General features: G+C 62.2%; 13 protein-coding genes. 5 read left to right on the plus strand and 8 right to left on the minus strand.

From position 1 onward, the window contains the following. Positions 1 to 74: 74 nt before the first annotated feature. The 8 genes from BMI89_RS18315 to BMI89_RS18350 all read right to left on the minus strand — a co-directional run bounded on the left by BMI89_RS18315 (position 75) and on the right by BMI89_RS18350 (position 7644). The gene (locus BMI89_RS18315; RefSeq protein ID WP_078572285.1) at positions 75 to 806 is read right to left on the minus strand and encodes a CheR family methyltransferase; all 732 of its coding nucleotides are present in this window, start codon (positions 804 to 806) and stop codon (positions 75 to 77) included. Continuing rightward, positions 803 to 1273, minus strand: a complete 471-nt coding sequence (locus tag BMI89_RS18320) for a chemotaxis protein CheW (protein ID WP_078572286.1) — start codon at positions 1271 to 1273, stop codon at positions 803 to 805. Before BMI89_RS18320 ends, BMI89_RS18315 begins: the two co-directional genes overlap by 4 nt. A 3-nt stretch (positions 1274 to 1276) precedes the next feature. Further along, complete coding sequence (locus tag BMI89_RS18325) at positions 1277 to 3514, minus strand: chemotaxis protein CheA (RefSeq protein ID WP_078572287.1); 2238 nt, start codon at positions 3512 to 3514, stop codon at positions 1277 to 1279. 10 nt (positions 3515 to 3524) lie between these two features. Further along, a complete protein-coding gene (locus BMI89_RS18330) occupies positions 3525 to 3890 on the minus strand; it encodes a response regulator (RefSeq protein WP_078520611.1) in 366 nt (121 codons plus the stop codon). After that, entirely contained in the window at positions 3881 to 4171 is a 291-nt protein-coding gene (locus tag BMI89_RS18335; RefSeq protein ID WP_078572288.1) for an STAS domain-containing protein, read from the minus strand. Before BMI89_RS18335 ends, BMI89_RS18330 begins: the two co-directional genes overlap by 10 nt. 113 nt (positions 4172 to 4284) lie before the next feature. Continuing rightward, positions 4285 to 5241, minus strand: coding sequence for an ROK family protein (locus BMI89_RS18340; RefSeq protein WP_078572289.1), 957 nt, complete (start codon positions 5239 to 5241; stop codon positions 4285 to 4287). Next, the gene (locus BMI89_RS18345; RefSeq protein WP_078572360.1) at positions 5238 to 6566 is read right to left on the minus strand and encodes a GH1 family beta-glucosidase; all 1329 of its coding nucleotides are present in this window, start codon (positions 6564 to 6566) and stop codon (positions 5238 to 5240) included. Before BMI89_RS18345 ends, BMI89_RS18340 begins: the two co-directional genes overlap by 4 nt. Positions 6567 to 6612: 46 nt before the next feature. Beyond that, positions 6613 to 7644, minus strand: coding sequence for a substrate-binding domain-containing protein (locus BMI89_RS18350; protein ID WP_078572290.1), 1032 nt, complete (start codon positions 7642 to 7644; stop codon positions 6613 to 6615). A 256-nt stretch (positions 7645 to 7900) separates the two neighbouring features. On the opposite strand from BMI89_RS18350, the gene BMI89_RS18355 reads away from it, so the two are divergent. The 5 genes from BMI89_RS18355 (at position 7901) to BMI89_RS18375 (ending at position 14209) form a co-directional block, all read left to right on the plus strand. Continuing rightward, positions 7901 to 9265 (plus strand): ABC transporter substrate-binding protein, encoded by a 1365-nt coding sequence (locus BMI89_RS18355; RefSeq protein WP_078520615.1) that lies wholly within the window; start codon positions 7901 to 7903, stop codon positions 9263 to 9265. A gap of 73 nt (positions 9266 to 9338) precedes the next feature. Continuing rightward, positions 9339 to 10316, plus strand: a complete 978-nt coding sequence (locus BMI89_RS18360; RefSeq protein WP_078572291.1) for a sugar ABC transporter permease — start codon at positions 9339 to 9341, stop codon at positions 10314 to 10316. Next, on the plus strand, positions 10316 to 11473 hold the full coding sequence (locus tag BMI89_RS18365; RefSeq protein ID WP_078572292.1) for a carbohydrate ABC transporter permease: 1158 nt from the start codon (positions 10316 to 10318) through the stop codon (positions 11471 to 11473). Before BMI89_RS18360 ends, BMI89_RS18365 begins: the two co-directional genes overlap by 1 nt. Beyond that, a complete protein-coding gene (locus tag BMI89_RS18370) occupies positions 11473 to 13113 on the plus strand; it encodes an alpha-glucosidase (RefSeq protein ID WP_078550466.1) in 1641 nt (546 codons plus the stop codon). The genes BMI89_RS18365 and BMI89_RS18370 overlap by 1 nt, the downstream gene beginning before the upstream one ends. A gap of 10 nt (positions 13114 to 13123) precedes the next feature. After that, complete coding sequence (locus tag BMI89_RS18375) at positions 13124 to 14209, plus strand: ABC transporter ATP-binding protein (RefSeq protein WP_078572293.1); 1086 nt, start codon at positions 13124 to 13126, stop codon at positions 14207 to 14209. Positions 14210 to 14247: the final 38 nt, after the last annotated feature.

Below are 14247 nucleotides of genomic sequence, written 5' to 3' on the forward strand. Positions count from 1 at the left end.
TCAACCAATCCGGTCAGCAGGTGCAACGAGTAGCTTAATTTACGCCAGATCCTGTCCAAGAGTCGGGGAGTAGCTCACTCAAACCGTTTCCAAAGACTGACTTGTGCCTCGGGCGCGAAATAGATGACGACGTTGCGGCAGAAGATCACGTCAAATTTTCCGCGCATTGGCCAAGGATCGTGAAGATTGAGTTCGCGAAACTTCACGATATCGCGGAGCTCTGAGATGATCTGAAAGTCTTCACCCTCCGGTCGGAAATATTTCTTTCGCAAAGTCTCGGGCACAGCTGCAACTGCGGTCGCGGGATAGAAACCCTTCGACCCTGCTGCGATCATAAGAGGGTCGATGTCGGTTGCGAGTATCCGAAGGTCTAGCTTCGCAAAATCAGGCGCGCATTCGGCAATCGTCATGGCTATCGAATAGGCTTCTTGTCCGTTCGACGATCCCGCAGACCAGAGCCGAACGCGACCACCATTCCTTGCAGTTTCCAAGAGGGTGGGAAGAACGATACGGCGCAAAGATTCGAAATGATGGTTCTCGCGGAAGAAATGGGTCACGTTTGTGGTGAGTGCGGACACCATTTGTCGACGCTCTTCGCGACCAGATTCGGAGGTCACGAGAGCGATATAGTCTTTGTATTGCGCGAGCCCCAAGGTCCGAAGTCTCTTTGCAAGACGGCTTTGCACCATCGAAGATTTTCCGGGCGCAAGCACAATGCCCGTCGTCTCGTGCAGGAGCTGAGCGATAGCTCTGAATTCGGACTCGGTCGGTGCGACCTGCCCCAATGTGGACAGGGGCACGTTCATGCAGCTTCGATCGCCTCTTGCGGCAACACGGACGTGAGATCGAGAATCCTGATCATCCGGCCTTCTACGATAGTGAGCGCCGAGATGTATCGTTGCGAAATGTCGGCATTAAGGTCGGGCGAAGATTGCATTTCAGAGCGGGGCAGGGCGAGAATGTCCGAGACCGCATCGACGAGAAGCCCTGCGGTTTGGCCGCCGACCTGGACGACAATGATCACGTTGCGTGCGTCACCGGCGACCGGTTCCATACCGAGACGGATGGAAAGGTCGACGACAGGCAGAACGGTGCCGCGCAGATTGATCACGCCGCGTACAAATGCTGGGGCATGCGGGAGCGGCGTCGCCCGGGTCCAACCTCGAATTTCGCGCACGGACATGATGTCGACGCTGTATTCTTCATCGCCGAGGCGGAAAGAGAGAAGCTCAACCTCTGCGGCTTCGGTTTTCGGCGTGGTGTCTTCTGTCATGGCTTATCCTGCGAGTGAGAGATCAGTGGCGCGGGTATTGCCCGATGCGGACTGGACGAGATCGGCGGGGTCGAGAATGAGCGCGATTTGACCGTCGCCAAGAATCGTGGCGGCAGCGACGCCCGGGATGTGACCGTAGGACTGCTGCAGACCCTTGATGACGACCTGGCGCTGCTCGAGGATTGAATCGACGACGAGGGCGGAACGGGCGCCATCTTCCTGAGCGGTGAGCAGAACGACGTCGCCGCTATACGAGCGCTTCGGTCCGCGGTATCCGAGTTCTGCACCGAGATCGAAAAGAGGGACGAAGGCGCCCCGCAGATGGATGACGTTCGTCGATGGACCGAGCGCGCGGATGTCTTCGCTTGTGAGCGTCGCGGTCTCAAGGATCGAGGAGAGCGGGACCACGAGAGTTTCGCCTGCGACATTGACGACCATTCCGTCGAGCACGGCTAGGGTCAGTGGTAAGGAAATTGAGAAGCAGCTGCCCTTGCCGGGTTCAGAAGTGATCGAAATCCGACCACCTAGAGATTGGATCGAGCTTTTCACGACATCCATGCCGACGCCGCGGCCCGAGAGCGCGGAGACCTGGTTTGCGGTAGAGAAACCGGGCAGGAAGAGAAGGTTGTCGATTTCGCTTTCGGAAAGCTGGGCATCCGGGGTGACAAGCCCCTTTTCGATGGCTTTTTCAAAGACCTTCTTACGGTCGATTCCCCCTCCGTCATCGCTGACTTCGATCACGACGCGGCCGGATCGGTGGTGAGCGGAGAGGGTGACGATTCCTTCGCGTGGTTTGCGAGAGGCTTCGCGCATGTCGGGGGATTCGAGGCCGTGATCGACGGCGTTTCGGATCATATGGGTGAGCGGATCGGCGAGGCGCTCTATGACGGTCTTGTCGACCTCGGTCGTTTCGCCTTCGGTTTTGAGACGGACGTCCTTGCCGATCGCCGACGAGGCTTCGCGCACGATCCGGGCCATTCGCTGGAACAGCGGTTTGACCGGCTGAGCACGGATCATCATCACGCTGTCCTGAATGTCTCGGGTCAGCATCATGAAGGCTTCGAGCCCGGTATTCACGGCGGAGTTTGGCGGCAGACCGGCTTCGGCGACGGATTGGGCAAGCATGGCTTGGTTGATCACCAACTCGCCGACGAGGTTCACCAAGCGGTCGATGCGCTCGATATCGACGCGCACGGTGGCGCCGGGCTCTGCCGCGGGAGCGGTGTTGGCGGCCGCAGGCTGAGCGGCGGAGGGCTTCGCGGCCTCTGCTTGTTGCTCGGCCGGGCCCGGGTCAGGCGTGCGCGCGGGAGCTTCGGGTGCGGTCTCCGCTATTTCATCGGTTGGAGGCGACGCAGGATTGACGGAACCGAGGCCACCCACTTCCACTTCGGGCTTAAATTTCTCATCTTCGTCAGTGTCGCCGGCCGGCTTGCGATCAAATTCGGGCAGCTCCGGGAGGGGCGTTTCAGATGACTTTGGCATCGACGAAATATCGATCTGGCAGACGTCTTCGACAAAATCGAACACTTCCCGGATTTCGTCTTCCGTTACATCCCCAGTGATCTGTACGGTCCAGCTTAGATGGTTCTCCTCCGGATCGAGCATATCGAGTGGCGGGACCGCCGATGCGTCGGTCATAATCGAGACCTCCGCAATCTCGGCGAGGGCGCGGAGGAGCTGCAGCGGCTCGTTGCCCGAGGCATAGAGCGCGCCGTCCGGGCGGAACTGCAGGGTGAAGCCGGTCGGGGACGCATCCTCTGGCGTGAAATCGAAGTCGAGGTCGAGCGCGAGGCCCATCGGCTGGAAGTCCGCGGCCTCCACCTCGTCTTCCGCATCAGCCGTATGTGCAGGGCCCCGATCCCCCAAAAGCGCCTCAAGCGCCTGAAGGCACTCCTCGGCGGCCTCGGGTTCGGGAGACCCTTCACGCGCGGCACGGATTTCGTCTGCAAGCAAATCGGCCGCCTGGAAAAAGAGTTTGACCGCCTCAGGCGTCAGGTCGAGCCTTCCGGCGCGTAGCTCGTCCAAAACGGTTTCGAACCGATGCGCAAAAGCGACAAGCGCATCGAGGCCGAACGCGCCTGCGCCGCCCTTGATCGAATGGACTGCCCGGAAGACGACATTGATCGTCTCGCCATCGTCAGCGCCCTCGTCGAGGTCGGAGAGCGCGTCTTGTAGGCTTTCGAGCAGCTCTTCACATTCGATGAAGAAGGATGCTTTGATTTCTGCCATCGGGTCGGTCATGTCGCGCTCCTTATCCAGCAACCATGTTGAGCGCCTTGACCAGTTTGGTCGGGTCGAAGGGCTTCACGATCCAGCCGGTTGCCCCGGCGGCGCGGGCGCGGGCTTTCAGCTCGGCCGCGGATTCGGTGGTGAGGACGAGGATCGGGGTCGCGCGGTGGCGGTCCTGCCCGCGCACGGCCTCGATGAAGCCGAACCCGTCGAGGCGCGGCATGTTGATGTCGGAGATGATCGCGTCAGGCTCCAACCCGTCGAGCACCTCCAGCCCGTGCACGCCGTCTTCGGCGAGGTAAAGCTCCATCCCGGCGTGTTCGAGGGTGAGCTTGAGCATGTCGCGAATGGTGCGACTGTCATCGACCGCGAGAACTTTCAGTGACATGGGGCCTCCGCATCCGGCAGGTGCTGGAGATCCTCATGCGAAAGGCCGAACCGGGTCAGGGCGCTGTCGAACGCCTCCGAACTCTCGGCGATCTCGAGGCGGTGACCTGCGATGCGGGCAGTCTTCGCCGCAGAAAGCAGCAGTTGCAGCCCCAGCGCGCCGAAATGGGTCACGCTGGAAGCGTCAAGGGCGACATCTTCCGTCGCCACGCATTGCAGCGACGCTTGCAAGGGGCGCACGGTCGCAAGGTCGATCCGGTCGGGCAGGGCAAGCGCGGTCATGGCGCCACCACAAAGTCACGAAGGCAGAGCGTACGCATCGGCAACCTCTTTCAAACACATCCGTGAAAGAGGTCTAAGCCCAAGCCGTTAAAATAGCCTTGACGGAAACGCGACTATCGCACCATGCGCGAAGAAAGATAGGAGGCGCAGCCCTGAAGTGCTGCGTAGTCGTCCTCGACCACGCTGACCGGGAAAGCGCGCAGGAATTCCGAGAAGCGCCCCTTTGCCTGCATCGCCTCGGCGAACCCGAACTCGTCGAGCCACGGAACCACGCCGCGCGCAGCCCCGCCGATCAGGTAAATGCCGCCGAAGGGCAGGTGGGTCAGCGCCAGATCGCCCACGACCCGGCCCAGCATCTGCACGAAAAGCTGGCCTGCCGCTACGGCGGTTTCCTCGCCACGGGTTATCGCTTCGAGGATTTCCTGACCCGAGGTGGTCGCGTCATCCTCGCCCCTGAGATAGGCGTAGAGCCGTTCCAGACCGCGCCCCGACACGACATGCTCGACACTGGCGAAATCGTGCTTCGCGTCGAGATAGGTCTTGAGCGCGAAATCCTCCTCGGTCTCGATCGGCAAGGTGGTGTGGCCCGCCTCCGAGGGCGGCACGACGCGCCCGCCGGGCCCCTCATGCACCGGAGCTGCGTTGAACCCGGTGCCGATCCCGACCACCAGCCGCGCAGAGCCCTCCTTCGCAGGCAGGCCGGGCAGGATCGGGTGCACGGCATCTTCGGCGAGGCTTCCCAGCGCATGGCCCTGCGCCTGCAGATCGTTGAGCACGAAGACATGATCGGTCCCGGTCAGCCGCGCGATATTATCGGCGCGGATCACCCAGGCGAGATTGGTCATTTCGGCCACGTCGTCGCGCACCGGACCGGCGGCGGCCACGCAGGCACCCGCGATTTCGCCGCAATCCTCGTCGCGGATATACTCCTCGAGGATGTCCTCGAGCGCGCCCCGCCCCTTGTTCGAGAAGCGGCGGATCGTGGAGTGGATCAGCTTGCCGTCGCGGGCCATCGCCACGCGTGTATTGGTGCCGCCGATATCGGCCAGCAGGGTGATTTGATCGCTCATCCGCGGCTCCCCAATGCGTCTTTCCATGCCAGATAGGACGCTTTGGGGGTGCGCTGCAAGCTGTCGAAGTCCACATGGACGAGCCCGAAGCGCTTCTCATAGCCCAGGGCCCATTCGTAATTGTCCATCAGCGACCAGCCGATATAGCCCTTCACCGGCACGCCCTCGGCGATCGCGCGCTGCACGGAGGCGAGGTGATCGCGGTAATAGGCGATGCGATGCGGGTCCTCGACCTTGCCGTCTTCGACCACATCGGGCGCGGCCATGCCGTTCTCGGTGACGTAGAGCGGCAGATCGCCGGTATAGTCGCGCTTGAGCCGTGTCAGGAACTGATAGAGCCCCTCGGGATAGATCTCCCAGCCCATCGCGGTCTTGGGCAGCGGGCCGTCGACCTCGTGATGCGCGGGCCACGGGCCTTCGGTGGGCGCGATGCGTTTGCAGGTGTAGTAATTTAGGCCGAGCCAGTCGAGTTTCTCGCCGATCAGCGCGAAATCGTCTTCCCAATTGTGCGGCATATGCGGCGCGAAGGCCTCCATCACCTCCTGCGGATAGCGGCCCTTGAAGATGCCCTCCACGAAGAAGCGGTTGTAATAGGCGTCATAGAGATTGGCGGCCGCCGCGGCCTCGGGCGTCTCGTCGGCGGGGATCGGGTATTCGAGATTGCACACCGCGCCGAGGTTCTTCATCCCATGTGAGCGCATCACCCGGATCGATTTGCCATGGGCGAGCAGCACGTGATGCATCGCATGGGCCGTGGCGCGGATGTCGCGCAGGCCCGGTGCGTGATGGCCGAGGAAATGGCTGAGCCAACCGACGCACCAGGGCTCGTTGATCGGGGCGGCGGACCAGATGCGGTCGCCGAGGCGATCCGCGATCACCTGCGTGAAATCGGCGAACCACGAGGCGATGTCGCGATTGCGCCAGCCGCCCTTGTCGGCGAGCGCGGCGGGCAATTCCCAGTGATAGAGGGTAAGCGCCGGTTTGAGGCCACGCTCCAGCATTCCGTCGACCAGCCGGTCGTAGAAATCCAGCCCCTCGCGGTTCACCGGGCCTCGGCCTTCCGGCATGACCCGCGCCCACGACGTCGAGAAGCGGTAGATGTCGAACCCTGCATTGGCGATCAGGTCGAGGTCTTCCTCCCAGCGGTGATAGTGGTCGCAGGCGACCGCACCGTTCTCGGCGCGCACGACATTGCCCGGCGTGGCGGCGAAAGTGTCCCAATGGGTGGGGCCCGCACCGCCGAAGGAATGACCCTCGATCTGATAGGAGGAGGTGGCGACGCCGAATTGGAAATCGGCAGGAAAATCAGCGCGTTTCGGGAGCATCTTCATCCTGTATATAAAATTGGTTTCAACTCGGGCGCAGCGCGCCTCATTGCGTGGGGACCGGACCGGTAGACTGGCCGACGACCAGAACCGCCTCCATCAATTCGTGGCGCGGGCTGCGGTCGCCGCTCTCGATCTGTTCGATCAGAAGCGCCGCACAGCGCCGTCCCGCCTCGCGCACCGAGGAGCGCGTCGCGGTGAAGATCGGCTCTTCCGCCGTGCCGTTTTTCAAGTAACCCAGCTCGTCGTCATGGGTCACGATGGAAACATCGCGCCCCATCACCAGCCCGGCCTCTTCGATACCGCGCCGCGCGCCCATCGCAGACAGCAGCGAGGCGGTCAGGAAGGCCGTCGGCGGGTCGGGCCATTGCAGCATCTCGCGCGCCGCATCATGGCCCTGCGCCTCGGTCATCTCGCCCTCGACGATCAGGGCCGGGTCGAGGGGCAGATCACGCGCTTTGAGCGCCGCCTCATAGCCGCGTCGGCGCCTGCGGGCGAAATCCATCTCTCCGATGCCGTTGATCAGCGCGATCCGGCGATGCCCCAGATCGAGCAGGAAATTCGTGGCCCGCTCGAAGGCGCGTTTGTTGTTCACATCGACCCAGCTGAAGGGGGAGTTGATTCCGCTCACCCGCCCGTGCAGCACGTAGGGCAGCCCCAGCGCGTCGAGCATGGCGATGCGGTGATCCTCGACCTTGGGCGCGTGAATCAGCACGCCGTCGACATTCCCTTTCGAGCGCAGCTCGGCATAGGCGCGGGCCTCGGAATCATCGGGCACGATGGTCATGACCATATCGTAGCCCGCACGCGCATAGACTTCACCGGCGCCCGCGATGAAATCCGCGAAAACCGGATTCACGATCTCGTGGCGGTCCGAGATCGGGATGATGTGGCCGATGGCCATCGCACGCCCCGTCGCCAATCGTTTGGCCTGTGTGTTGGGACGATAATTGGCGGCCTCTGCCGCTTCGCGCACCCGACGCCGCGTGGCCTCGGACACTTCCGGGTACCCGTTGAGCGCGCGACTCACAGTGGTGGGCGACAGCCCCAATTCGAGTGCCAATGTCTTGAGATTCATGAGCCAAACCGCTTTGGATTATCGCGAGACTAGGGTGCGCGTCTATCGACGTCAATGATGCGCGTGCGGCGCGGCATATGCTGCGATGCGGCATAGACTTCTGGGTAAGTCATGAGGATATAAAGCGGAATTGATTTTAGCGTGAGCAGGCACAATTGACTTCTTCGCGAGGCTCTGAAACGGTCGGAGCTGTCCAAAGCGCTTTGGGCGGGCGAGTCGCCTTGGGCCAAAAAGCGCGACACACCGGGAGGATTTCATGACCAAACATCTGATGCTTGGGATCGCGGCGCTCGCGCTGTCGGCGGGGCTCGCTCACGCGCAGGATCTCAAATTCGCGCCGGGCAGCGATGCCGACAAGTTTGACTGGGCGAGCTATGATCAATTCAAGAACGACACCGATCTGAGCGGCGAGACGCTCACGATCACCGGCCCGTGGACGGGCAACGACAAGGCGCTTTTTGAGAGCGTTCTGGCCTATTTCTCGGCCGCGACCGGCGCCAAGGTGAACTACTCCGGTTCGGAAAGCTTCGAGCAGGATATCGTGATCGCCGCGAAGGCTGGCACGCCGCCGAACATCGCGGTCTTCCCGCAGCCGGGCCTCGCCTCCGACATGGCCAAGCAGGGCTACCTGACGGCGATGCCCGATGGCACGGGTGACTGGATCAAGAACAATTACGCCGCCGGGAAGTCCTGGGAGGATCTGTCCACCTACAAGGGCAAGGACGGCGAGAACCATACCTTCACCTTCCCCTTCAAGGCGGACCTGAAATCGCTCGTCTGGTATGTGCCGGAGAACTTCAAGGAAGCGGGCTACAAGGTTCCCGAGACGATGGAGGACCTCAAGGCGCTGACCGAGCAGATCAAGGCCGATGGCGGCACGCCGTGGTGCATTGGTCTGGGCTCCGGGGCAGCGACCGGCTGGCCCGCGACCGACTGGGTCGAGGACTTCATGCTGCGCACGCAGTCGCCCGAGACCTATGACGACTGGGTCACCAACAAGCTGAAGTTCAACGATCCCAAGGTCGTCGAGGCGATCAAGGATTACGGCTGGTTCGCCAAGACCCCCGGCTTCGCCGAAGGCGGCGAGCAGGCGGTGGCCACCACCGACTTCCGCGACAGCCCGAAAGGTCTCTTCGACTTCCCGCCGAAATGCTACATGCACAAGCAGGCGAGCTTCATCCCGACCTTCTTCCCCGACGGGACCAAGGTGGGGCAGGACGTGAACTTCTTCTACTTCCCGTCCTACGCAAGCAAGGATCTGGGCAAGCCGGTTCTCGGTGCCGGCACGATGTTCGGCATCACCAAGGACTCCAAGGCCGCCGAAGCCTTCGTGAAGTTCCTCGAGACGCCGATCGCCTCGGAAATCTGGATGGCGCAATCGGGCTTCCTGACTCCGAACAAGAACGTCAACCCGGCGGCCTTCGCCAATGACGTGCAGCGTCACATGAACTCGATCCTGCTGGACGCCACGACCTTCCGCTTCGACGGGTCGGACCAGATGCCAGGCGAGATCGGCACGGACGCGTTCTGGAAGGCGATGGTCGCCTACACCACCGGTGACGAGACCGCGCAAGAGGCCGCAGACGCGGTTCAGAAGCGCTGGGACAGCATCCAGAAGTAAGTAACGCCTGCGCCCCCGGAGCCGTTCTCCGGGGGCGTTCGCATCTTTTCACGCCGGTTCGGGGAGGGGCCAGATGTCACCGATCTTGCAGGGTCTGATTACGATCGCGCTTGGGGTGGGCGGCTGCGTCGCCTATTTCTACGCCGCGAATATCGTCCTCGACAAAGTCATCTTCCCGCCGAGCGGCAAAGACCCGGGGCGCAATATCAACCGCGCGAACATGGTCCGCCCTTGGCTGTTTCTGTTCCCGGCGATCTTCGCGCTCGGTCTGTATCTGGCCTATCCGGTGGTCGGCTCGTTCTGGCGCTCGCTGTTCAACCGCGACGGCGGCACCTTCGTCGGCCTTGGCAATTACGAGCGGCTCGCGATGGATCCGAACTTCCGTCAGGCCGTGTTCAACAACTTCCTCTGGGTGCTGGTGGTGCCCGCGCTCGCGACCTTCCTCGGTCTGCTGGCAGCACAGCTCACCGACCGCATCAAATGGGGGAATATCGCGAAATCGCTGATCTTCATGCCGATGGCGATCTCCTTCGTGGGCGCCTCGCTGATCTGGAAATTCGTCTATGCGGTGAACCCCGATATCGGGATGATCAACGCGATCCGCGTGGCCTTCCACATGCAGCCGCTCGACCCGCTTCAGGTGCCGTTCTGGAACAACTTCTTCCTGATGGTGATCCTGATCTGGATCCAGACCGGCTTCGCGATGGTGATCCTCTCGGCCGCGCTGCGCGGCATCCCCGAGGAGACGATCGAGGCCGCGGTGCTCGACGGGGCCAACCCGTTCCAGCTGTTCTTCAAGATCAAGGTGCCGCAGATCATGCCGACGATCGTCGTGGTCTGGACCACGATCACGATCCTCGTGCTGAAGGTCTTCGACATCGTCTACGCAACGACCGGCGGGAATTTCGGCACGCAGATCCTGCCCAGCTACATGATGCAATACATGTTCCGCGATGACGGGCGCGCGACGGCGGTGGCCTTCGTCATCATGATCATCGTGCTGCCGGTGATGATCTGGAACATCATTCAAGCCCGTAGGGAGACGCGCTGATGGCCGCTATCGCAGGACAGAAATCGCGCCTGACTTGGGCGGTGCAACTCTCGGTCGTCTTCATGGTAGTGCTGTGGCTGGTGCCGACGGTGGGGCTCCTCGTCAGCTCCTTCCGCACGACCGACCAGATCAGCCAGTCGGGCTGGTGGGACGCGGCCTTCTCGGTGGAGAAAGCTTTCCGCGACCGCATCCCGGCGGACGGTGAGAAACAGGTCGACGGGCTCTACGTGCTCGAGGGCGATCTGCTCAATAACGGGCAGAACGCGAACGACCTGAAAGCGGGCACGACGATCACCGCCTTCGGCACCTCGGGCATCAAGCCGGGCGCCTACGAGGCGGGCGAGACGGTCGATACCGGCGATGGCGGCACGCTGAGCGTCGCCAAGGACGGCACCTATAAGGCGACGTCGAAGACGAGCTTCGAGGGTTCGGGCCCGCGGGTCTACTTCGTGGCCGAGATGCCGCCCGCCTTCACGCTGGCCAATTACCGCAACGTGCTGTTCTCGGACGGTATGGGGCAGGCCTTCATGAACACGCTGACGGTGACGATCCCGGCGACGATCATCCCGATCCTCGTCGCGGCCTTCGCGGCCTATGCGCTGGCCTGGATGGAGTTTCCAGGCCGGGGCCTGTTGATCGCGGCGGTCGTGGGCCTTCTGGTCGTGCCGCTGCAGCTGGCGCTGGTGCCGCTCTTACGGCTCCATCAGGAGATTGGCATCGGGCAGAGCTTCCTCGGGATTTGGCTGGCCCATACCGGGTTCGGCCTGCCGCTCGCGATCTACCTTTTGCGCAACTACATGGTCGGTCTTCCGCGCGACATCATCGAGAGCGCGAAGGTCGACGGGGCGACCGATTTCCAGATCTTCATGAAAATCGTGCTGCCTTTGTCATTCCCGGCGCTTGCTTCTTTTGCAATCTTCCAATTCCTCTGGGTCTGGAATGACCTACTTGTCGCGAAGGTCTTCCTTCCGGCGAATGACGCCTCGAAGGTGATGACTGTGAAGATCGCCGACGACCTTCTGGGGTCGCGCGGCGGCGACTGGGGCATTCTGGCGTCCGCCGCCTTCATCTCCATCGCCGTGCCGCTTCTGGTGTTCTTCGCTATGCAGAAATATCTCGTCCGCGGTCTGCTGGCGGGTTCGGTTAAAGGTGGTTGATGAAAACCCTTACAAAAAAAGAAGACTGGTGGCGCGGGGCCGTGATCTACCAGATCTATCCGCGCAGCTTTCAGGACAGCAATGGCGATGGCATCGGCGATCTTCTCGGGATCGTCCGCCGCCTGCCGCATGTCGCGAGCCTCGGGGCCGATGCGGTCTGGATCTCTCCCTTCTTCACCTCGCCGATGAAAGATTTCGGCTATGACGTCAGCGATTACACCGATGTCGATCCGATGTTCGGCAGCCTCGCCGATTTCGATCAGGTGATCGCGACGGCCCATGCGCTGGGTCTGAAGGTGATGATCGATCTGGTGCTGAGCCATACCTCCGATCAGCACCCATGGTTCCAGGAAAGCCGGTCGAGCCGGGACAACCCGAAGGCCGACTGGTATGTCTGGGCCGATCCCAAGCCCGACGGCACGCCGCCCAATAACTGGCTGTCGATCTTCGGGGGGCCGGGCTGGCACTGGGACAGCCGGCGCGAGCAGTATTACATGCACAACTTCCTCGTGGAGCAGCCCGATCTGAACTTCCACAACCCGGAAGTGACGCAGGAATTGCTCAATGTCGCGCAGTTCTGGCTGGAGCGCGGTGTCGATGGCTTCCGCCTCGATACGATCAACTTCTATATGCATGACGACGAGCTGCGCGATAACCCGCCGCTGCCGCCGGAAGAGCGTAACGACCAGACCGCGCCCAAGGTGAACCCCTACAATCACCAGCGCCATATCTACGACAAGAACAACCCCGAGAACCTGCGCTTCCTGCGCAAGCTCCGGACGCTGATGAACAACTACAACGCGGCGGCCGTGGGCGAGGTGGGCGACAGCCAGCGCGGGCTGGAGATCCTCGGCGAATACACCTCCGGCGCGGACAAGATGCAGATGTCCTACGCGTTCGAGCTGCTCTCCGGGCATGAACCGCTCAAGGCGAGCTACTTCAAATCCGTCTTCGACAAGGTCGATGCGGTTGCGAAGGACGGCTGGGTTTGCTGGGCCTATTCGAACCACGATGTGGAACGCCATATCTCGCGCTGGCAGCTGACGCCGGCCTCGGCGCGCCTCTATACGTCGCTGATGATGTGCCTACGCGGGTCGCTCTGTCTCTATCAGGGCGAGGAACTGGGTCTGCCCGAGGCGGAGCTGTCCTACGAAGACCTGCAGGATCCTTACGGCAAGGAATTTTGGCCGGAATTCAAAGGCCGTGACGGCTGCCGTACGCCGATGGTCTGGGAACGCGACGCCGCCTACGCTGGCTTCTCGCAGGCGCGCCCGTGGCTTCCTGTGCCCACCACGCACCAGAACATCGCGACCGATGTGGCCGAGCACGATCCCGCCTCGCTGCTGCACCATTACCGCCGCGCGATCGGCTTCCGTCGCAATCACGACGTGCTTCGGACCGGCGCGATGGAGGATATGTACTGTTCCGGCGACCTGCTGGTCTTCACGCGCAGGAACGAGGAGGAGACGATCCTGTGCTATTTCAACCTGTCCGATCATCCGGTGAACGCCACCGTTCCGCCGGGCAACTGGGTGACGGTGGGGGGCGAGCTGGGCTCGATCCGACCGATGCCCGATCACACTTTGCATCTCGGCCCATGGCAGCCGAGCATTCTGCGCCTCGACGAACACGAGGCCTGAGGGGGAGACTATGGCCGAACTCAAACTGGAAAACGTCGCGAAAAGCTATGGCGAGGTGTCGGTTCTCGAGAACATCAACCTCGACATCAAAGCGGGTGAGCTGATCGTCTTCGTGGGCCCCTCGGGCTGCGGGAAATCGACGCTTCTGCGGATGATCGCGGGGCTCGAGAAGATCACGGGCGGCACGCTCGAGATCGACGGGGTGCGGATGAACGATGTGCCGCCCTCGAACCGCGGCATCGCGATGGTCTTCCAGTCCTACGCGCTCTATCCGCACATGACGGTGCGCGACAACATGGCCTTCGCCCTGAAGATCGCGAAACAGTCGAAGGAAGAGATCAACGCCGCCGTCGAGAAGGCGGCGGATATGCTGCAACTGACCGACTATCTCGACCGTTTGCCCAAGGCGCTCTCGGGCGGTCAGCGGCAGCGGGTCGCCATCGGGCGCGCCATCGTGCGCGACCCGAAGGTCTATCTCTTCGACGAGCCGCTCTCGAACCTCGATGCGGCGCTGCGCGTCGCGACCCGGATCGAGATCGCCCAGCTCAAAGAGGCGATGCCCGATCGCACGATGATCTACGTCACCCACGATCAGGTCGAGGCGATGACGCTCGCGACCCGGATCGTGGTGCTGGCGAATAAGGGGATCGCGCAGGTCGGCACGCCGCTGGAGCTTTATGAGCAACCGCGCAACGAATTTGTCGCGCAGTTCATCGGCTCTCCCGCGATGAACCTGCTGTCGGGCGAGATCACCGAGACAGGCGAGATGACCACGGTGAAACTCGATGGCGGCGGCATCGCACGCTCCACCATCCCGACGCGTACCGAGGACCTGTCGCGCCGCGTGAAAATCGGGGTGCGCCCCGAGGATTTCGTGCCCACCGAGGACGCGGCGATCTACACCGGTCGCGTCGATATCGTCGAAGCTCTGGGCGAAGTGACGCTTCTGTATTTCGAGGCCGAAGGCGGTCACGACCCGATCATCGCGAAACTGCCCGGCATCCATCACGACCGTCGCTATACCGAGATTTCTCTCGGCGCCGATCCGTCCAAAGTGCATCTCTTCGCGGACGGTCAGTCGCTTCTCTACCGCTGACGGACGCAAACAGGCCATCGCGCATCCCTCTGCCCGTT

It is taken from the genome of Thioclava sp. F36-7 (assembly GCF_002020075.1).
Classification (GTDB): Bacteria; Pseudomonadota; Alphaproteobacteria; order Rhodobacterales; family Rhodobacteraceae; genus Thioclava; species Thioclava sediminum.

What these genes read in the sequence shown, in the direction of transcription:
- BMI89_RS18375 (WP_078572293.1), top strand. Translation starts at nt 13,124, where the DNA reads ATGGCCGAACTCAAACTGGAAAACGTCGCGAAAAGCTATGGCGAGGTG.
- BMI89_RS18315 (WP_078572285.1), bottom strand. Translation starts at nt 806, where the DNA reads ATGAACGTGCCCCTGTCCACATTGGGGCAGGTCGCACCGACCGAGTCC.
- BMI89_RS18350 (WP_078572290.1), bottom strand. Translation starts at nt 7,644, where the DNA reads ATGAATCTCAAGACATTGGCACTCGAATTGGGGCTGTCGCCCACCACT.
- BMI89_RS18340 (WP_078572289.1), bottom strand. Translation starts at nt 5,241, where the DNA reads ATGAGCGATCAAATCACCCTGCTGGCCGATATCGGCGGCACCAATACA.
- BMI89_RS18320 (WP_078572286.1), bottom strand. Translation starts at nt 1,273, where the DNA reads ATGACAGAAGACACCACGCCGAAAACCGAAGCCGCAGAGGTTGAGCTT.
- BMI89_RS18325 (WP_078572287.1), bottom strand. Translation starts at nt 3,514, where the DNA reads ATGACCGACCCGATGGCAGAAATCAAAGCATCCTTCTTCATCGAATGT.
- BMI89_RS18335 (WP_078572288.1), bottom strand. Translation starts at nt 4,171, where the DNA reads ATGACCGCGCTTGCCCTGCCCGACCGGATCGACCTTGCGACCGTGCGC.
- BMI89_RS18330 (WP_078520611.1), bottom strand. Translation starts at nt 3,890, where the DNA reads ATGTCACTGAAAGTTCTCGCGGTCGATGACAGTCGCACCATTCGCGAC.
- BMI89_RS18365 (WP_078572292.1), top strand. Translation starts at nt 10,316, where the DNA reads ATGGCCGCTATCGCAGGACAGAAATCGCGCCTGACTTGGGCGGTGCAA.
- BMI89_RS18355 (WP_078520615.1), top strand. Translation starts at nt 7,901, where the DNA reads ATGACCAAACATCTGATGCTTGGGATCGCGGCGCTCGCGCTGTCGGCG.
- BMI89_RS18370 (WP_078550466.1), top strand. Translation starts at nt 11,473, where the DNA reads ATGAAAACCCTTACAAAAAAAGAAGACTGGTGGCGCGGGGCCGTGATC.
- BMI89_RS18360 (WP_078572291.1), top strand. Translation starts at nt 9,339, where the DNA reads ATGTCACCGATCTTGCAGGGTCTGATTACGATCGCGCTTGGGGTGGGC.
- BMI89_RS18345 (WP_078572360.1), bottom strand. Translation starts at nt 6,566, where the DNA reads ATGCTCCCGAAACGCGCTGATTTTCCTGCCGATTTCCAATTCGGCGTC.